At 34.3% G+C, this 20,065-nt stretch carries 19 protein-coding genes, 2 tRNA genes and 1 pseudogene; 5 read left to right on the forward strand and 17 right to left on the reverse strand.

Features of this window, described 5'->3' with window-relative positions; translation table 11 throughout:
• Positions 1-28: 28 nt before the first annotated feature.
• The 17 genes and pseudogenes from H0Z29_07775 to H0Z29_07855 all read right to left on the reverse strand — a co-directional run bounded on the left by H0Z29_07775 (position 29) and on the right by H0Z29_07855 (position 15,356).
• Positions 29-3,364, reverse strand: coding sequence for a hypothetical protein (locus tag H0Z29_07775; GenBank protein ID MBO8131399.1), 3,336 nt, complete (start codon positions 3,362-3,364; stop codon positions 29-31).
• Positions 3,361-3,954, reverse strand: coding sequence for a dephospho-CoA kinase (locus H0Z29_07780; protein MBO8131400.1), 594 nt, complete (start codon positions 3,952-3,954; stop codon positions 3,361-3,363). The genes H0Z29_07775 and H0Z29_07780 overlap by 4 nt, the downstream gene beginning before the upstream one ends.
• Positions 3,951-4,604, reverse strand: coding sequence for an adenylate kinase (locus tag H0Z29_07785; GenBank protein ID MBO8131401.1), 654 nt, complete (start codon positions 4,602-4,604; stop codon positions 3,951-3,953). The genes H0Z29_07780 and H0Z29_07785 overlap by 4 nt, the downstream gene beginning before the upstream one ends.
• Before the next feature lie 72 nt (positions 4,605-4,676).
• On the reverse strand, positions 4,677-6,122 hold the full coding sequence (locus tag H0Z29_07790; GenBank protein ID MBO8131402.1) for a NupC/NupG family nucleoside CNT transporter: 1,446 nt from the start codon (positions 6,120-6,122) through the stop codon (positions 4,677-4,679).
• A gap of 27 nt (positions 6,123-6,149) precedes the next feature.
• Positions 6,150-6,287 (reverse strand): annotated as a pseudogene (locus H0Z29_07795) (NupC/NupG family nucleoside CNT transporter).
• A 13-nt stretch (positions 6,288-6,300) separates the two neighbouring features.
• Entirely contained in the window at positions 6,301-6,897 is a 597-nt protein-coding gene (locus H0Z29_07800) for a thymidine kinase (protein ID MBO8131403.1), read from the reverse strand.
• Between the two features lie 9 nt (positions 6,898-6,906).
• On the reverse strand, positions 6,907-7,545 hold the full coding sequence (gene udk, locus H0Z29_07805; GenBank protein MBO8131404.1) for a uridine kinase: 639 nt from the start codon (positions 7,543-7,545) through the stop codon (positions 6,907-6,909).
• 4 nt (positions 7,546-7,549) lie between these two features.
• Positions 7,550-7,948 (reverse strand): cytidine deaminase, encoded by a 399-nt coding sequence (gene cdd / locus H0Z29_07810; protein MBO8131405.1) that lies wholly within the window; start codon positions 7,946-7,948, stop codon positions 7,550-7,552.
• Complete coding sequence (locus H0Z29_07815) at positions 7,921-8,613, reverse strand: rhomboid family intramembrane serine protease (GenBank protein ID MBO8131406.1); 693 nt, start codon at positions 8,611-8,613, stop codon at positions 7,921-7,923. The genes cdd and H0Z29_07815 overlap by 28 nt, the downstream gene beginning before the upstream one ends.
• The gene (locus H0Z29_07820) at positions 8,613-10,826 is read right to left on the reverse strand and encodes a M23 family metallopeptidase (protein MBO8131407.1); all 2,214 of its coding nucleotides are present in this window, start codon (positions 10,824-10,826) and stop codon (positions 8,613-8,615) included. The genes H0Z29_07815 and H0Z29_07820 overlap by 1 nt, the downstream gene beginning before the upstream one ends.
• A 27-nt stretch (positions 10,827-10,853) precedes the next feature.
• Positions 10,854-11,663 (reverse strand): diguanylate cyclase, encoded by an 810-nt coding sequence (locus H0Z29_07825; GenBank protein ID MBO8131408.1) that lies wholly within the window; start codon positions 11,661-11,663, stop codon positions 10,854-10,856.
• A gap of 1 nt (position 11,664) precedes the next feature.
• Positions 11,665-12,324, reverse strand: a complete 660-nt coding sequence (locus H0Z29_07830; GenBank protein ID MBO8131409.1) for a protein-L-isoaspartate(D-aspartate) O-methyltransferase — start codon at positions 12,322-12,324, stop codon at positions 11,665-11,667.
• A 1-nt stretch (position 12,325) separates the two neighbouring features.
• Positions 12,326-13,576, reverse strand: a complete 1,251-nt coding sequence (locus H0Z29_07835; protein ID MBO8131410.1) for a glucose-1-phosphate adenylyltransferase — start codon at positions 13,574-13,576, stop codon at positions 12,326-12,328.
• Between the two features lie 2 nt (positions 13,577-13,578).
• Positions 13,579-14,181 (reverse strand): hypothetical protein, encoded by a 603-nt coding sequence (locus H0Z29_07840; GenBank protein ID MBO8131411.1) that lies wholly within the window; start codon positions 14,179-14,181, stop codon positions 13,579-13,581.
• Positions 14,182-14,185: 4 nt separating this feature from the next.
• A complete protein-coding gene (locus H0Z29_07845; GenBank protein MBO8131412.1) occupies positions 14,186-15,130 on the reverse strand; it encodes a hypothetical protein in 945 nt (314 codons plus the stop codon).
• A gap of 65 nt (positions 15,131-15,195) precedes the next feature.
• Positions 15,196-15,267 (reverse strand) — tRNA-Glu (locus H0Z29_07850).
• Between the two features lie 16 nt (positions 15,268-15,283).
• Positions 15,284-15,356 (reverse strand) — tRNA-His (locus H0Z29_07855).
• A 777-nt stretch (positions 15,357-16,133) separates the two neighbouring features.
• On the opposite strand from H0Z29_07855, the gene H0Z29_07860 reads away from it, so the two are divergent.
• Genes H0Z29_07860 through H0Z29_07880 form a run of 5 tightly spaced genes read left to right on the forward strand, consistent with a single transcriptional unit; the run spans position 16,134 to position 20,050 of the window.
• Entirely contained in the window at positions 16,134-17,510 is a 1,377-nt protein-coding gene (locus H0Z29_07860) for a hypothetical protein (protein MBO8131413.1), read from the forward strand.
• Between the two features lie 3 nt (positions 17,511-17,513).
• On the forward strand, positions 17,514-17,912 hold the full coding sequence (locus H0Z29_07865; GenBank protein ID MBO8131414.1) for a hypothetical protein: 399 nt from the start codon (positions 17,514-17,516) through the stop codon (positions 17,910-17,912).
• On the forward strand, positions 17,893-18,492 hold the full coding sequence (locus tag H0Z29_07870) for a prepilin-type N-terminal cleavage/methylation domain-containing protein (GenBank protein ID MBO8131415.1): 600 nt from the start codon (positions 17,893-17,895) through the stop codon (positions 18,490-18,492). Before H0Z29_07865 ends, H0Z29_07870 begins: the two co-directional genes overlap by 20 nt.
• The gene (locus H0Z29_07875) at positions 18,489-19,592 is read left to right on the forward strand and encodes a type II secretion system F family protein (GenBank protein ID MBO8131416.1); all 1,104 of its coding nucleotides are present in this window, start codon (positions 18,489-18,491) and stop codon (positions 19,590-19,592) included. Before H0Z29_07870 ends, H0Z29_07875 begins: the two co-directional genes overlap by 4 nt.
• A 35-nt stretch (positions 19,593-19,627) precedes the next feature.
• Positions 19,628-20,050 (forward strand): prepilin-type N-terminal cleavage/methylation domain-containing protein, encoded by a 423-nt coding sequence (locus H0Z29_07880; protein ID MBO8131417.1) that lies wholly within the window; start codon positions 19,628-19,630, stop codon positions 20,048-20,050.
• The last annotated feature ends 15 nt before the right edge of the window (positions 20,051-20,065 follow it).

Below are 20,065 nucleotides of genomic sequence, written 5' to 3' on the forward strand. Positions count from 1 at the left end.
TTATTTTGCAAGGCAAATTCTTGGCTATCTATCTTAAAAGAAGCATTTTAATATTAGCTGAGAATCCCCTTGCCTCCATTCTGCAGATATAAACCCCTCCGGGTACTGGTGCGCCAAAATCATCGGTGCCATCCCAATTAACGCTATAATTTCCTGGACTATGATAACCGGATGCAAGAGTTTTTATTTTTTTTCCCAATAAATTGTAAATGGTAAGCTCTATATTACCATATTTAGGTACATAGTAATCAATTCTGGTAGATATGTTAAAAGGATTTGGAGTATTTTGCCTTAAGTTAAAATCATTTGGATTGTAGTCAGATAGGTAGTATTCCATTCTTGTCTTAAAAGTAAAGGGTGATTTATCGCTATTTGACCCCCATGTTATATTCCCGGATTTATCAATTGCTGATACTTTCCAGAAATATTTTTTATTAAATTCAAGGGGAAAGGTTAGCTTGTAAGTGATAGTATTTGAATCAGAATGCTCTACCACTGTTTCTATTAAGTAGGTATTGAAGAGAGAATCATCGCTTAGATAAAATTTATAAAATATATTGTCGAAAGGATCAGGGTCATAGCTTGCTTCCCATTTAAAAGTTGGATCAACATTTGTTGTATCCTGACCTGGCAAAGGGTAAAGGATATTGAAATTTACTGGTGGAGAATCCTTACTATTAACTCCAAATATGATGGTTCTTGACCATACAGATTCATTATTGTCTGGATCAACTGCTTTTATTCGATATGCATATAATTTGTCTTCCTTAAGAGGTCCTATCTGGCATGTATTTTCTCCAGTCTCTGTTTCAATTATATATTTTTTATCTTTCTTTTCCAGACTCCAGTACTGAATTTTATATTTTATTTGCTTAGGGCTTGAGAGTGGATCTGGATCAGTTACAGGGAGCCAGCTTATTATTGGTTTAAGATTATCAACGACCATTGAATCTGAAGGTAAGAATCCTTCTGTCACGGAGTAAGGTGGTTCTTTTATCAAATCCAGAATGAAATAATTTATTTTAGACCATTTTGAGTAGTAGCCTGCTCTATCTATAGATCTAATTCTATAGAACCAAGTGATGTTGTCTTTTAGATTAATAGGGATCCTTAAGAAATTTTCTCCTTCTTTGGTAAATAAGTTTATGGTTGTATCAATGAAATTTGAATCAGTTGATAGTTGTACTTCATATCTTATTGTAGTAGGAATATCAGAGAAATCGGGATCTTTTGCATGATTCCATTTTATTGTTGTGTTTTTTCCCTTTACTATCAAGCCATCCGCAGGGTAAAAGTATCCTTTTGGTTCTTGTGGAGGTTCATTCTGATTGTTATATATAAATCGTGGATAGAAAGTAGGTGACATACTCTTTATTCCGTACCTGTCTACAGCAATTACTCTCCAATAGTAAAGAGAATTTTCATCTAAAAGGGAATTAGCTCCGAGATCAGAAAGGTAAATGCTATATTCTTTTTTCCTTGAGTCTGGGGTATATTCTTTTATCACTTTTGGTGTTAAAAAATTTGGGTCATTATCTATTTCCAAAATATATTTTATCGTATCGAAAGGATCGGGGTCTGTTGTGGCTATCCATGAAAAGAATCCCTTATAGTTTATTTCCGTCAGGTCCGGTGGATATATCTGTAATACCGGACCTATTGGAGGCTCATTAATTTTATTGACCCAGAAATAGTTAGTTTTTGACCAGTAAGATCTAGCATTATGCATATCATATGCCCGTACTTTCCAGTAATATTTTTTATTTTCTAATAAACTGGAACTAAGCTTTATCATTGGAATTTCATCTTTTGTTTTAAGTAGATAAAATTTACCACCACTGAAAGTACTATCCTGGCTTATTATTACTTCATAATGCAATCGCTCTATAACATCGCTATCCATTGAGCTATCCCATCTGAGGATAGGTTTATCTGTATTTACTACAGTATTATCGGGATAGAATCCAGATTCTGGAGCTGATGGAGGATTATTAACACCATCATCAAAAATGAATATCGAGTTATTCCAGTTTGTAATAATTTGTCCTCCCCATCCATCATCTACGCTAATCTGTAGCCTGTATACATTCCCTTCTTTTAATATACCAGTATCTATAATTGAGTATCTAAGTTGAATTTTCTGGACTGAATCATTAATCCATGTTTTAATTGCATTTTTTCCATCAAAATCCTTTATGCTTACTGATCGCGAACATATTATACTATCTTTTCCCCCATTAAATATGAGGATTTTATAGTTAAGAACATCATTGTCTTTATCTTTCTTCTGTAGAAAGGTAATGAAATTCTGTGGAGTTACTGGGCTACCACCAATAGGTGATATTAATTCAGGGTATTCTGGTGGGGTATTGCCTTTATTTACAACAAAGGTTATTGAATTGCTCGAAGCTCTCCTGTTGCCAGTCATATCAATAGCATAACATTTTAAATGGTAGGTAAAATGGTTACGGAGGGAGTCTATATTAATAAAAATGGAGGTATCATTTGTAGTAAATTTTTTGCCCATTACTGTCAGTTCATATCTAAGATAGTTATCTAAGGGTTTCTCTGGATCATTGGACTTTTTCCATTTTAATGTAAAGGATTTACTTACAGTATCCGGTAGGTTATCTATGATTTCGAAAGGAAGAGGTGGATGGTCTACCATGGAGATGAATATTCTTTTTACCGTTGACCAGTTGGAATATTCAACACCATCAAATGCTCTAACTTTGACGAAATAATATGTGTCCTCGCTGAAAATGTTCGGTATTATGATTTCTTCTTTATGGGATGTTATTCTTAACATTGTATCGAATTCAGTAGATACCAAGCCAGTGTCCAGTGAAAAGACAATCTGATACCATATATCTTTGGATTTTATTTCATTATCTCGTGATATTTTCAGAGGTAGTTTGATTAATGGAGAGGATATAATGGTGTCATTTAAGATATTAATATCGGGAGTGGATGGTGGTGTATTTATTCTAAATTGCAGACTACACGGAGCAGAGAATTTTCTTCTGCCAATTTTTACCGATACAGCGAAGAGGTGTTTTTTTCCTTCTTTTAAAAGGTCAGGAACATCTAACTTAAAATTTTCATCCATAATCTGTACCTCTTCATTTTTCCATATCAGAGAGATTTTGCCATCTTCCAGCGTATATAAGAAAAAGCTATAAATATTGCTTTTAACTCTTTCGCTTAGATTCCAGGAAAATGTGGGGCTTTTTGTCTTTATCTGATTGAGGTTGGATTCGTCCACTATAGATAGGTCGTATATAGGATTTCTCTCGGATGTGTGCGTGAAACTGTATAAAAGTAGAGTTAAGATAAATAATATTGCAGACTTATATTTTTTCATTTCTGCTTATGAATCTGTTCATAAAGCCTATCTATTTTTTCTCTTAATTCCTGAACTGTGCCATTGTTTTCGATAACAAAATCCGCCAGTTTTTTTTTCTCTTCGTCAGGCATTTGAAGCTGAGCCCTTTTTATGATGTCGTCTTTGGACAGGTACCCTCTTTTTAAAGCTCTTTTCACCCTTAGGTCAAATCTGGCAACTACCAGAATTATGTAATCAAATTTTTTCTCTAAACCTGCTTCAAAAAGTAGTGGTATATCAGCGACGAATAGTTTGGTTTTATTTATCATCTTTGTTATATGTTTGTCGATTTCCTTAATTACTTCAGGATGTATAATGCTATTTAATATTTCCTGATTTTTTTTATTAGAGAAAGCCACATCTGCCAAAGTTTTCGTGTCAAGAGCACCATTTTTTATTATTTTTATATTAAAAGATTTCTCTATGCTTTTTCTTACTTTATCACTTCTTATTATAATTTCCTTTGCTATTCTATCTGAGTCAAATACATATGCTCCTTTTTCTTGGAATATTTCGCAAACCGTAGTTTTACCCGCTCCAATCCCTCCCGTCACTCCGATTTTTATCATGAATTTAGGCCAAGTGCTTTTACTATATTTTTAAAAACCTCTTCTGGTTTGCATTCAGCATTCACCTCTTTTAGGATACCTATCTTTTTATAAAAATCCACAAGTGCTTCTGTTTGCTCCCTATAGACTTTTAATCTATTTCTAACCGTTTCTAATTTATCATCATCTCTTTGTATTAATCTGGTGCCATCATAATCACAGATTTCATCATTCTTGGGAGGTGTTGTAATAAGGTTATAAACGGTATTACACGTAGGGCAAATTCTTCTGGACGTAAGTCTTGATATTAATATTTCGTCTTTCACATTCATCGATACCACCGCATCAAGCCTGTCTGAGTAGTTTTCCATTAATTTTTCCAGCCCCTGTGCCTGTACAACGGTTCGTGGAAAACCATCGAAGATTATATTCATATCTTTTTTGTTGTTTTTATAAATGATATCTTCTATTAAACTTATAATTATTTCATCTGGCACAAGTTCGCCTTTATCCATGTACATCTTTGCTTTTTCCCCAAGCTCTGTTTTATTCTTAACAGCATCTCTCAAGATGTCACCTGTTGATATTTGCAGGAAATTAAAAGTTTTTACAAGCATTTGTGATTGAGTGCCTTTCCCTGCTCCCGGTGGACCAAGCAGTACGATTTTCATTTCTACCTCCTTTTTAGGTTGTTGTTTACAAGATATGAAAAATAACCAAGAAATTTACCAAATCTGTCTTTTTTATAACAATACCCCTGCTATAGATGCAGTTAGCCATGATGCTATCGCTCCTCCGAACATAGCTTTTAGTGCAACTTTCGATAAGTCAGAACGTCTCCTTGGAGCAAGGGCACCTATGCCGCCGATCTGGATACCAATTGAGGCAAAATTGGCAAATCCACATAGTGCGTAGGTAGCTATTATTATAGCTCTTTCACTTAAAATGCCTGCTGCTTTCAACTGAGCTAAGGATGAATAGGCAACAAATTCGTTTAATGCAATCTTTATCCCAAGTAAGTTTCCAACTTCACGAGCATATTGCCATGGCACACCCATTAAAAAAGCAATTGGGCTGAATATTGCACCAAATAATGTTTTTAAACTACCAGGGAAGATACCTGTGTATTCGCCTTTGATTGGTGAGAATCCAGATGGATTTGTATACTTTATGAATTCCCCATGTAATAATTTCCCATCAATAAGTCTATCGAGAAAGAATAATATATAATCGATAAGACCAATAAGTGCTATAAAGGCAATCAGCATTGCTCCTACATTTGCAGCAAGTTTTAATCCATCTGTAACTCCATGAGATGCTGCATCGAGTAAATTTGTCGCTTTCCCTGTATCCTTTGGTAATTCTACTGAACCGATAGTTTCTGGCTTCTCTATCTCCGGGAATATTATTTTCCCGACCATTAAGGCTGCTGGTGTACTCATAACGCTTGCTGCAATAAGATGAGTTGCGGGGATTCCCATCTTTATATAGCCCGCAAGGACCCCTCCTGCTATCGTAGCAAAACCACCGACCATAACAGTTGAAATTTCAGAGAGTGTCATTTTACCTAGGAAAGGTCTGATAATAAGAGGTGCTTCGACCTGTCCAATAAATATGTTGGCACTGCATGCTAATGTTTCAGCGCCACTGGTTCCCATAGTCCATTGCATGAATTTTGCCAATGCTTTGATTACTCTTTGCATTATACCAAGGTGATATAAAATGGACATAAATGATGCAAAGAAGATAATAACAGGCAATACACTAAATGCAAATTGGTAGCCGAAACCAGGCCAGAAATCCGATTGCGGATAAAAGTACTCTCTCTTGGCTAAATTGCCAAAAAGAAACTCGGCACCATAATCAGAAAGGCTTAAAAATTTTTCAACTTTATGGCTTATAAAAGAGAAAATTTTATCTCCTGTAATGTTGTTATCAATTAACCATATGTACCCATCAATCAGTAATAGTGAAATGAGTTGATTTTGGTACAGATACTTTTTAAAAATTGAATTTAATATTATCAGAAGTGTTATTACCCAGAAGGCAATTCCGGTAATCTTTAGTAAAGTGACAAGAACAAGAGTTATAATAAGAGATGCTAAGAAGATATAATCATTCAACTTTCCTTTGCCCTTGATGATGTCTAGATTTAAAAACAGAAGAATTAATATAATTAGTATTGCCATACTTATAAAAGATATAACCCCTTTCCCAAGTATCATACCTGCGAACAGTAATTGAAGAGATAATCCCCAGAAGACTATTCTGGGGGAGATTCTTTTCTTGTTATTTGAAAGAAGGAAAGCAATTATTAATAATGTTATGATTCCAGGAATCCCCATAAACCTCATTTGGTTTTACCTCCTAACTACCTGATGGCTTAAAAAATGTACTATACTGGGCATCGCAATCTTTGGTTGCTCCTGAATAAATGAGTTCGTCTGATTTCACTATTCTTTGAGTAAAATTTGCTGGATTACCATACCTTACACAGCCTGCCAGTGTCTTGGTTACATATCCAGCTTCATATAACAATTTTTGCATAGGCTCGAGGGGTTCTTCTCGGTAATTCTTGTCAAGTTCTGCCGCTATAACCCTTTTGCCATTACCAGCAAATTTTTTACAAAGCTCAACGTGCACATCATTAAAAAATTGAGCATAGTATATTCCTAAGACTTTAGCATTTCTGGTAAGTTTTAATATATTTTTTACTCTTCCCATTGATTTTGATAATATCCTCTGTTTATTATGTGATACTATATGGTCTTCACTGCATCTTGAACCTATCTTTATTTTGAGAATGGCAACTTTCTTTTTTGTAATAAGAGCTCTACCAGGTTTCCTGATTAATTCATCTGTTTTCCTTAAAGACATGGTACTACATATTACCTCGTTACAGCCATCGGGTTTATTTGAAGGCGATGCTATCTCTTCTACATTATGGTGTTTTGATTTAACCATTTCAGTTTTTTAATTTTCTATTTTTTCAAGTTGCCTTAATAAAGACATCAATTTTGTTTTAAAAAGGTCGATAGCAACGGTATTAAATCCCCCCTCAGGTATGATTATATCAGCATATTTTTTTGTAGGTTCTACAAATTGTTCGTGCATTGGTCTAACAGTTTCCATGTATTGAGCTATTACAGATTCAAGTGTTCTACCTCTTTCTTTTATATCTCTCTTTAAACGTCGAATGAACCTGATATCATCTGCGGTCTCAATATATATTTTAATATCCATCATATCTCTTAATTCTTCATCATAGAGAGCCATAATTCCCTCGAGTACAATAATTCTGTGACCATAAACCTGAATTGTCTCCTTTTTACGTGTGTGAGTTTTATAGTCGTAGATAGGAATATTTACAGGTTTCCCTTCTAATAGTGACTTTATGTGTTCTTTCAGCAATTTAAAATCATAAGCATCGGGATGATCAAAGTTATGTCTGTGCCTCATATCGAGTGGGATATGACTTAAATCATGATAATAGGAATCTAGTTCGATAATGATCACATCATTGGGGTTAAGGTCCTTGACAATATTTTTTGCCATGGATGTCTTACCCGAACCTGTTCCTCCCGCTATACCAATTAAGATAGCTTTTTTCATAGCCTTACCTATTTAATTTGACCTTGTCAAAGGGTTTAGGGAATAGTTCTTTAAGTAAAAATGTTTTTACCAGCCTTTTTTTATCAATGATATATATTTCAATATTGCCACATATATCCCAGATTACCTGCCTGCAGGCACCACATGGGGTGGCACCATTGTCTGAATAAATAGCAATAGCTTTAAAATTTCTTTCACCGTTTACTACTGCATTAGCAATTGCATTACGCTCTGCACATATGCTTAGTCCATAGGAGCTTGATTCGAGGTTACATCCTATATAAATCTTCCCGCTTTCTGCAAGGAGAGCTGCACCTACTCTATAATTAGAATATGTTGCCAAAGCGTTATTATAAGCCTTTTTGGCTGCTTCTATCAATGATATCGATTCATCTCTTTCCATATCCTTTTCCTTTCATATGGATCGAATAAAAGTAGTAAAAATATACCCATTAAAAAGCCGCTTATATGGGCAAACCAGGCGACACCTCCTTCCTGCTGAAAGCTTAATGAGCCTAACCCATTTGTAAGCTGAATAAAAAACCAGAATCCGAGTACATAGACGGCGGGGATAGAGATAATTTCTATAAAAAATATTAGAAAAATTAAAACCTTTACCCTTGCACGTGGATATTTTATCAGATAAGCTCCAAGAATACCAGAAATGGCACCACTTGCACCTATGATAGGAACGTCAGATACAGGATTTATAATTGATTGTACGAGAGAAGCGAAGATGCCACATGATAGATAAAAAATTATAAATTTTGAATGTCCAAGTGTCCCTTCTATATTGTCTCCAAATATCCACAGGTAAAGTAGATTTCCTGCAATGTGAGCAAAACCACCGTGTATAAATAGTGATGTGAAAATTGTATGAATTTTTAAAAGGAAGTTATAACTGAATAATTGAGATGGGACCAAGCCAAAAGAGTAGAACCAATCTATTATAAATTCTTGTGGTATAGTAAGCTGGTATATAAAGATTACAGTATTTATTATAATGATAGAATAGGTTATGTATGGTTTGCGTAATCGTATATTAGTGTCACCGATTGGTATAAACATTACTGCCCTATAATTTTAAATGGAATTGTTGATGTCAAGCTATTTCCACATTTATCTACCAGTATAACTTTTATCTCATGTTCACCTATATTGAGATTTTTCTCAAGTCTGTATCGAAGGTATTTTAATACACCGTTCAATTCAGGAATTACCTGTTGATTATCAATATACATTTTAAGCATGCTATCATCTGCAATTCCTGATAGATTATCGTCGAAGTAAATTTTAATCTCTTTTAGCTCTCCAGATTTGTACTTCCCGTTTTTGTAAGGTATACTGTTAATAATATATGGTGGATCTAAATCTTCTGCGATAGCAAATAATCCGAATTTATCATATTCAGCATAAAATTTAACTCCCGATGTATCAAAGTAGGTCTGTAAAAATTTTGGTTTATTTTTTATATAGTAAATTGCTACCTTCCCCGGGTGAAGATATTTACTTTCTTTATCAAAATATTCCAATCTAATATTTTTATTTAGGAATGCATAAGTTGGATAGATCGTATATGCATCCCAATTATTATATACACTTTTATTTATCCAGCAAGTTAATGTATCAAAGACCGATTTCTTTTCAAATACTACTGAAAAAAGACTGTCACTGGATTTAATTATTCCCGCGGTATCTGGAGAAATAATATGCATGTCTATTTTGCCACGATAAACCAATTCTTCCTTTTTTCCGCTTCTAATTTCGATGGCACAAGCTTTATCTAAAAGTTTTTTTCCGGGGATTAAAATATTGTATTCAGTAGGGCTGACCTGAGTAAATGGAAGTGCAACTAGCTCATCGTCGACCTGTAGATAGAATTGTTTATTCTCAAGCATCGGGCTTCTTAAATTTAATTTGAAGAATAGCATATCTATCGTTTGATCAACAAATAGTTTTAATTCCACATCATTGTTGGCATCATATAGATAGTCACCAGATTTGATAAATAGTGGTTTATAATATGTACTATCATTTGCGCCCCAGATTTTTAAAAAATATGGATTTCTAATATTTTTTATATAAACTGTGCTTACTGTATCTGAGATGACTGAACTGAGTCTCTCAACCTCGTACTCTTTTACTCCATATCGGTTTACCCATTGGAATTTGATATCATTCAAAGAAATTCTATTTGTCTTAATTGTTAGGGCAAGCGTATCATTTGTTACTTTTATAATGTCCATTTCTAATTCTTTCAAAGCAACTGATACTATAGTAAACTTTAATGTAGATTTATTCATGTTATAGTCGTATACATTGATTTTGCATTGGTGTAAACCATGTTGAAGATTAAATCTGCCGTCACTATTTCCTGAATAAATTGGGATATTCATTTCTGGATAAGATTTATACAGTCTGTGATAAAAATTATTATCCTCATTAATCATCCGAAGGTCTCTGTCAAGTTCAACAAATTTAGTCCAGTTAAAGGAAATAGTATCGTATTTGACCTGAAAATATAGTGAATCATCGATGTTTACTTGTATCATGTAGGGTGAATATTTGTTTCGTACTCCTCTTCTTGTGTCATAAGTCAATAACTCCATGCAGAAAGGACCTGATATATAAACTGGAGATTCTATTTTCCATATATTTTTGTTAATATAAAAAGCCTCTCTACTTACAGGGTCCGGTAGACCAAAGATTCTTGAGTTTTTTTCAGCAGGTAGAAATAGTACCTCTTTTATTGTTGGTATTGTTTTATCGTTAATTTTATGTATGTAATGTAACGGATTAATAGGATTATTATCAGGGTCTCTAATTTCAAAGTGCAGGTGTGGACCTCCGGTACCGCTTTCACCTGTATAAGCGATTATTTCACCTCGCTTTACAGGGATTTCCTGTCCAGTAAGATCAATAGTTACTGTGTATCTAGCTATTCTTTCCTGATTCCTTTTAACAATCGATTCAAACTTGTCAGCGAATCTATCTAGATGAGCATATACTGCAATCTTATTATCTTTTAATCGATGATACAGTACTTTGCCATAGCCATAAGGCGAAGTCTTTATAATGAAAATATAACCGTCATCGATTGCATAAACGGGGTAACCTAACCTCTGGTTTGTTTTTATGTCTATTCCAGTATGGAAATGTCCAGGTCTATATTCACCGAAGGTGGAACTCAAAAAATATCCAGCGTTTGTTGGCCACAGATAATTCTGTGAGTATATAATAACCTTAAGCAGTGTAAAGGAAATTATTAAAATTCTTTTCATATATTGCTCGGATCTATGGGTCAAAAACTATGGTAATTTATATAACTCTGTTCTATTTCTACCATTATTTTTTGCCATATAAAGGGCTTTGTCTGCGGCATCTACTAATTCCTTTGGTTCTTTCATTCTTTCAGGATCAAATTCGGCTACCCCTAAGGACACAGTTATTCTTATTTTTTCACTATTTTTACTTATAACGCTATTTTTGATCAGATCGCGGATTTTTTCAGCCACTTTATATGCATCATCTAATCCGGTTTCGGGTAATAATACAACAAACTCTTCACCACCATATCTTGCCGGTATATCGTGTATTCTTAGATGTTTTTTAAGTATTGACCCTATCATTTTCAATATTTCATCGCCAATCAGATGACCATATGTATCATTGACCTTTTTAAAATGGTCAATATCAAACATTATACAGCTGAGCTTTGTCATGTACCTTAATGCTCTTGAAACTTCCTGTCTTAATTCATAATCGAAATTTCTTCTATTGCTTATACCGGTTAAGGGATCGGTTATCGATAGTGATTCAAGAAGTTTATTTGCTTCTTCAAGGGCATGTGTTCTCTCCTTTACCTTTTTTTCAAGCTCCTTATTCATTTCTTCAAGTTTTTTTCTGGTGGATTTTAACTCCTCCACGGCGACTTTTAAGTACTGTTCCCTTGATTGAAATTTTTTTAAAAGATTATCAAGAGATATAGCCATTTGCCTTATATAGGGTGGGTTTGTTACCCGCATATAATCTTCTAAATTAATATCTTCCCGACCTTGAGAGGCTTTTGATACAATTTCTGAAAATTCCTTTAAAATTTCTTCTATTTTTTTTGACACATTATTCCTCTTTCTTTTTATGCTTTTTAACAAGAGGTACAAATCTTACAGGTAGTAGAGTTTCTTTTAATAATCCTTTTGATGTTTTCTTTATTTTAATTAGGTCTTGCGAACAGAATCTCGGACCTACTGGGATTATCATTATACCATTATCAGCAAGCTGCTCTATCAGAGGTTCAGGAATTTCATTGCTGGCTGCCGTTACAATAATTCTATCATAGGGAGCATATTCTTTCCATCCTTCTCTTCCATTCCCTGTTTTAAACTTTATATTTTTATATCCTAAATCATCAAGGATTTTCATAGCTCTTTTTTGCAATTCTTTAATTATTTCTACTGAATAGACTTCTTTAGCTATCTCTGCAAGGATCGTGGTTTGATATCCTGAGCCAGTTCCTATTTCTAGAACCTTAGATTCACTGTTTAACTCTAGGGACTGAGTCATAAAGGCAACAACATAAGGTTGTGAAATTGTTTGGCCATAGCCGATAGGTAGCGGCTGATCACTATAGGCTAAATACCGATACTCTTCGGGTACGAATAATGCGCGGGGGACTTTTTTCATAGCGTCGATTACATTTGTATTATAGATGCCTCTAGCTACAATCTGTTCATCAACCATTTCTTCGGGTGATTTTGGTGAGTCAATAAGATCGATCATCCTATATCACAGTGTTGTCAGGTATTGTAGTATTTTTGGGCACTACGATTATACCATCTACTACTGAATAAGTTTTGTTATCAGAGTATTCGATTTTTTCTTTATTTATTAATTTTACGTTATTTCCAATACGAGCATTTTTATCTATAATGGCATTTTCAATTATACAGTTGTTTCCAATGCCAATTGGTATAGATCCATCGAGTGGAGATTGCTCATAGTAGTCAGCTCCCATTATAATAGTCCTGTTAATTGAACAATTATCTCTTATAATTGATCTTAATCCTATAACGGAATTTTTTATTATACATTTGCTTATATAGCATCCATCTGCGATTAATACATTTTCAAAGTGACAATTCTGAATTCTTGAACCGGGAAGAGACCTTTGTCTTGTATATATCGGATATTTCTGATCATAGAATGAGAAAGGAGGATTCAAAGAGGCTAATTCAAGATTTGCATCAAAGAAAGATTTAATAGTCCCTATATCCCTCCAGTAACCCTCAAATCGGTATGCAAAGACAGAGTATTTTTTAATAGCAGATGGAATAATGTGTTTACCAAAATCTTCTGCATCTGATGTTTTTAAAATTTTCAATAAGATATTACGAGAGAAGATATAAATTCCCATTGATGCAAGATAGCTCTTTTCTGTGTTATTGGTTAGGCTTTTTATTTCATCGAGTAGAGCTTCGTCTTGAGGCTTTTCATAGAAGTTTATCACTTTGTCATTTTCATCAACCTGTACTATTCCAAAGGATTTTGCTTCCTTTCTGGTAACTGGACTTACGGATATTGTTATATCGGAATTTTTATTAATGTGAGTATTAAGAAAACTAGCATAGTCCATCCTATAAAGATGGTCACCTGATAGAATTATTATGTACTCAGCTCCAACATCCTCAATGAACGACAGATTTTGCCTGACGGCATCGGCTGTGCCCTGGTACCAGTTGGTATTGTCAATAGTTTGTTGAGCAGCAAGAATATCAACAAATCCTTTGGAGAATTGACCTAACTGGAAAGTATCATATATATGTCTATGGAGACTGTGTGTATTAAATTGTGTTAGAATAAATATTTTATCGATGCCACTATTAAGACAGTTACTCACTGCAATGTCAATTATTCTGAATTTACCTGCTATTGGGACAGCTGGTTTTGCCCTATATTTTGTCAGGGGGTACAGTCGTGTCCCTTTACCTCCACCAAGGATTATAGCGAGCACATTATCAAGTTCTTTTGCCATTTTTAACCTAAGATTTTATAACAAATATATGTTATAAAAAATCCAAGTACCAGACCTGCCATAACCTGTGGTGGAGAGTGAGCTTTCATTCTGATACGAGATAGGATCAATACAGGGAATGTTAAAATTAATATGAGGAAATATTTATTTACTACGATGGCAAGTGCGGATACGCTACCACCAAGTGTTGTGCCATGAATGCTTATTTTCCACCATTTGTTGATAATTGCAACTAATATGGATGTTATAATACAGGCGAATAGTAATATCAGAATATTTTTATCAGCATTTAAAAAGTATAGGCTTATTAATGTAACGCAGTATACTGAAAGATTAACGAAAAAAAGCCCATATCTATCTTCCTTAACAGGGATATCTATACTTCTTGTCTTGCCTTTTCTCAATAGATAAAAAACATATATAGTTGGTATTGCAAAAAGGAATGTAGCAATTACTGCGTAATTAATAACAAATTCTATAATGTCGTTTGAACTTTTAAAAACTATGATGAAAAAGGTAACAGGACCAAGTATAATCGGATGCAATATCATTGATACTATTGCTGTTATAGGCGAATTTTCCAATGTTTCCCAATAAGATTTCATCGTTTTAAATCTTTATCAAACTTCCTGTAAAACTTATTATCATTAATATTTGCATGATAAAAACAAGGAACATGCGAAACCTAAGGATTGAAAAGACAGTTTTTAAAGACTTCGCCAGGCCGATAGATTTACCCTCTATTATATTGATCTGGCACCTTCTAAAGATTATCAATAATGCTACGATTGTAATTAGTGAAATTGTACAAAATGGGTATATAGGGTTATATGAATATATTGCTGAAGAAATCCATACTGATAACCAGATGGTAACCCATAATGTTTGTATTAGGCGATTGGTTGCCATATTCTTGATAAATTTTCTACCCCATTCATCTTCTTTTGTTATTGTAATTATATAGGATACATCGTAGGATAGTAACACTGTTAAGAAATACGATAGTATGCCCCATCCAATTAACAGAGAATAAAATATCCCTCTCGAGCTAGTTACAGTAATCACTTCTCCTTTTAATGTCCACCTCAATGGAGTGATTGATGGTGTTGAATTCATATTGTATGTGACATTGCCTATTGATAGTAGGATAAAAATTATGCTAAAATATTCATAAAATCGGTTTTCAAATATGTAGCTCATTCTTGTTTCTGGCTTTATTTCACCAGCCTCAGGAAATCTGCGTTTTAAATACTCTGTTGTTTTGATATCAAGGTATAGGAGAGTCAAGCAGGTAACGAGAGTATAGAAAACTAGTGAGAAGGTGACATTTATTAAGAAATTAAGCAAGAGCGATAAGGCTATGGCAGTACCAGCAATCACAACCTCATAAATTCTAAAATAGTTTATAAGTCGATTTAATTGTGTGTCTGCCCTGTTAAGCCTTGAAAAATCAAATCCCAGAATCCCTTTTTTATGATAAAATACCAGGAAATCGTGCAATACAATTGCTATTATTAATGTTATAGCTGTAGTTATATTCCTGCTTAAAAGCAAATCAGTTTCCACTAATGGTATTTTAATATATAATATTTTTATTTTCCAGCTAAATAAAAATTTAGTAGCGCCACGGGGGATCGAACCCCGGTTACCACATTGAAAGCGTGGTGTCCTAACCACTAGACGATGGCGCCATATCTTCTGTCAATGGGTGAGTGATGGGACTCGAACCCACGACCAACAGGGCCACAACCTGTCGCTCTACCACCTGAGCTACACTCACCATCTTTATAAAGCATGCAAATTTATAAAATTAGTTTATGGATTTCAAATGTTAAAATTGAGATATTTTTTATACAATTCATACACATGGTATATAGTTGATAAGGTTAGGAGAATTGATAGGGATAAGAAAGATTAAAAGAATAACATATGAAGGCATTTGAGAGAGATGAAGAAAAGGTTGAAATTATTTGAGTTAATATAGGATAGATACAAAAGAATTATCCCGTAGGGATCTCTATTAGACTACATTTCATCATTTCCCGATTATATATAAAGTAAGGGATGTCATAACTGGTTTAGCTTTTGTAAGTTTCGCTATTGAAAATATCTCAACGAATGCTTCTAGTTTTGCAAAAGTTATATTATAATACTTCCAATGTTGCGGAGTAAACCTAAGAGAGGTTACAGTACAAATTAATAGATGTTACACCACTAAAGATAGCTTATGATGCAGGTGATAATAACAAAATTAATTATAATAGACTCTTTTAATGCAACTTGTAAAACCTGATCTTTTCTGATCAGATTATTGTTAAATAAAGTTTATAATATGTTCTTGAATTAGACAGGTAAAAAAATGTTGAAATTCTGTTTTATTTTTTTTAAATATAACACAAGTGATGGTAGCTTCAGGGATGCGCGGCAATAAAATGTTGTATCTAAAAAGAAAATGAAAAAATATGGAATTGAGAGTCTAAGTATTTGTAATTAGTATCGACAGTGGTCTATTAGGGCTCTAGGCTATAACTGAAAACGTGAAACAGTGAGGTTTGGTATGCTTCCCTTTTTAGCGAGAGGGAGAAATGGTTTTCTGTATGGAAGTGCTTTTGCAATGCCTGTGGTTTTGATTTCGCTTGCGGTCATTTCTATTTGTATATATGTGTTGATTTCTATAATAAATATGCACAATAAATTGGTTGTAGATAAGTTGCAGCGAAGGAAGCTGGAATATATAGCTTCCGGAGGATTGTTTAAGGTTTTGTGGCTTATCCGAAGTAGTAAAATAAACCTGCCGATGAAAGAGGAGGAGTATATTATAATTCCTGAAACATGTAGAGTAATAATTAGAAGAAGAGGGGTTTTCTGGGAAATCTATTCTAGGGCAACTCTTGGTAACAGATCGGTAGAAATGAAGCGGCTCTTGGGGTTTCCATCGTTTGACCTATTTCCCAATGCTTTGCAAGTTTGTGGGGAAATTCCTGTTTTTGTTTTTTCAAGCAATGTCTACATTGATGGTAATATTTGCCTCGATGCAGTCGACGTTCATTATTATCCACTGAGAATTGAGAGAATTAAATTTTATACTGGAAAACTGGTATGTGATACAACCGTGAAATTGCCAGCTGTAAATAAAAGTTTGTTAGACTCTATTTACAGACTCTATGATGAAAATATAGATTATCTATCTCCGGAATTTGTTGTATTGGAGAGTAAGGTCTTTTCGCCCTCCGAGTTGAAGAAGTTTAAATATATTTATCTGGATGGGGATGTGGAGATAAGATCAGTTTATAATGATACTTTGTTAGAAGGACCAGGAAAAATAGTTGTTAATGGTATGCTTACATTTGCCAATAAGGTTAAGGTCAGAAATAATTGGGAGATTACTTCATCGGGGGATATCTTTGTTAAGGATAGTAGTGAGTTAACTAGTTGCATTGTATTTAGTAAGGCCGGAATATACTTCAGTGGTAATTCCAGAGGATTAGGGCAGTTTATTTCTGAGAAACAAATAACTTCGACTGATAATTCTAAACTGATATTTCCGACATTTTTCCTGGTTCAGAGCAACGATAAAAAAAGCTTTAGCGAACCAGAGATATCTATCCAGTCCAATTCTGACTACTCAGGAATTCTGTTTGTTTATAAACCTGAGGATAGAAGTTTTCATAAAAATCAGCTTAGCGGGTATGGGAGAATATATGTTAACTCCGCTCAAAGTGTTAAAGGAGGTATCTTTTGCGAGGGGATAGTAGAACTATACAGCAATGTAGTTGGGTTCGTTTCATGTAAGAGAATTGATAAAAGGGTTGGATATACATTGTGGAAGAATTATGTGCAAAATGTGCAGATATGTCGGTATGATTTGAATCCCCGAATAGCTTTGCCGGTTTGTTTTGGTGATTTCACAAAACTTGCTCTTTTCAGGGAATAGAGAATGGGGTGTAAAGAAAAATACTCCTGTTTGGGGGGGTATACGATTATAGAAGTTCTTATGGCGCTGGTTGTTTTAGCTGGCTGTATGTTTGTTGTATTTAGATTTTTTCAAGTGATAGATTCTCCTGGTATGTGGAAAGATGAGATGATGTTGAGGATAATTGACAATACTATTTATGATGCTATAAAGGATGAGAGAGATTATCTATGTGAGGAAATAAGCAGAGGTAAATGGACTGTCAGAGTAAAAAAGAAAACTACTGACAATCTGTCTTCTATTCGAATTGAAATTTTCTATAGAGACTACAGGAAACCGTTCTTTAAGATGAGAACGTATAGTATTAAAGATTATGCTGTTTCGTGTGGTTTGAGGGGGGAGAATGTTGCTTGCAAAGAATAAGTGTGAGGGCGGTTTTTCTCTAGTAGAGGTTATCGTTGCTATGGGGTTATCCTTGATAGTGTTTTATTTTGTTTTGAAGTTTATTTCATTCAATACAAAATATATAGGAAAATGGTTGAAAAAAAGAGATCTGGAAGAGAAAGTTGCGTTCATTTATAGTTTGGTGTGGAGTGACTTGCAAACAAGGGGGGTGGAATTTATTATTGACTCACTCGCTGTACGAATAGGTGGAGTCGATAAAGTTTCTACCTATTTTGTCGAGGACGGGGGTCTTATTAGGAACAATTATGTGATTAATAAAGGACTTAAAGTGGAGAGTTTTTTTATCGTGTCCACTTTTAAAGATTTATTGAGAGATTCTTTGTTCTCCTTTGTACTGGCAAAAAGTAATATAGACAGTGTGTATAAGAAAATGAACAACTATCTTGGTCTTATGAGTGTAAGACTCGTTTTGGTATTAAGTGGGGTTGATTCATCTGACACTTTGGTGATATCAAAAGACTTTAGCCATAATTTACTTAATCACTTACATAAAGAGTTTAGAGTTTTTAAACTAAGAGATAAGGTAATGGGAAATTGAAAATTCTGACAAAAATGAAGGACTTGCTCAAGGTTTTAAGATTGAAGTTGTTACCAAGGAAGAGAATCGATGTTTACTTGTTTATTAAGCAATTGTCAATTTTAACAAATGCAAATATCAGTTTGTATAAGGGGTTGAATGTCATTTATAATAACCGGTCAAGTTCATACTCAAAGGCTTTTTTAAAGACTATTAGGGACGTTATCGAAGATGTTCGATTGGGATGTAGTTTTAATGAGGCGATACAGAAATATCCTCATTATTTTGATCCGCTATTTGTAACGTTGATAAAAGTCGGAGAGGAAGCTGGAAATCTACCGAAGGTATTACAGGAACTGACTAATTACATAAACAGGAGAATCCGGTACACTCGAAAGATTAAATCGGCATTGAGTTATCCAACAATTGTTTTATCTATTTCTTTGTTAACAATTACGGTGCTTGTGTTTTTCTTGTTACCCGGTCTTACATCTATGTTTTCGGGCTGGGGAAAGGAATTGCCAGGGTTAACCAGGGCTTTGATGTCAATTAGTAATTATTCAATAAATTATAGTGGGGTTATTGTAGCTGTATTAGTTTTACTCACCTTTGTAGGTTTACATCTATTTAAGAATAAGCTTGTACAAAAAAAACTGTTATTAGCGTTACCGAAAATACCAGTTGTAGGTGATTTGATTATAAAGTCCCAGCTACAAATTTATGCCAGTATGATAGCGACATTGCTGGAGAATGAGGTACCAATGTTGTCGACTCTGAAAATATGTAGAAATGTCAGCAAAAATGTTTTAGCCCGGGGATATTTTGAAGTGGTAGTTGAAAGCTTCGCGGGTGGGAAAAGTTTGTCGGAATCTATGCGGCTACCCGGGCTGATACCCGACGAAATCATTCACGTTATCTCTACAGGCGAGGAGTCGGCGGAATTAGCCTTTGTATTCCGGAGAATAGACCTGAATTATAGCGAGGAGGTAGAAGCTTTTCTTGAAGGTTTAACATCGATAATAGAGCCTGTTATCATTGTTTTTTTAGCTCTAATTGTTGGGTTTATATTGATTGCGGTGTATTTACCCATTTTTGAAATGTCAACGAGTATTACATTCTGATAACTAAAAAAATTCTTAACCGTAGGGAGGGGGTTATGCGTAGAAAATTGAAGGGACTAAAGAAGAAATTTGAGAGGGGTTTTACCTTAACAGAGATGCTTGTTGTGTTAATAATAATTGGAGTTTTGGTTTTGTTGGCTGTTCCAAGATTTACGGCAGTTGTCAAGCGAGCTAAGATGACAGAGGCAAAGTTAATGCTGAAACAGGTTTATACTCTGGAAGAGGCGTATTTTACGGAGTTTGACAAATATAGTAAAAACCTTGGTGAAATAGGTTTTGAGCAGGAAAGGTTAGTGACAGAAGGAGGAGAAGCTAGGTATAGAATAATGATTGAGTCCGCTACGGATACTTCTTTTGTTGCTAAAGCGATTTCAGTGGTTGATTACGATAAGGATGGTCAATTCAATGTCTGGAGGATAGACCATCGGAAGAGGTTGGTAGAAGAATTGCCAGACTGAGAATTGATTGAGGAA

The organism is Candidatus Neomarinimicrobiota bacterium, assembly GCA_017656425.1.
Classification (GTDB): domain Bacteria; phylum Fidelibacterota; class UBA2242; order UBA2242; family B5-G15; genus JACDNV01.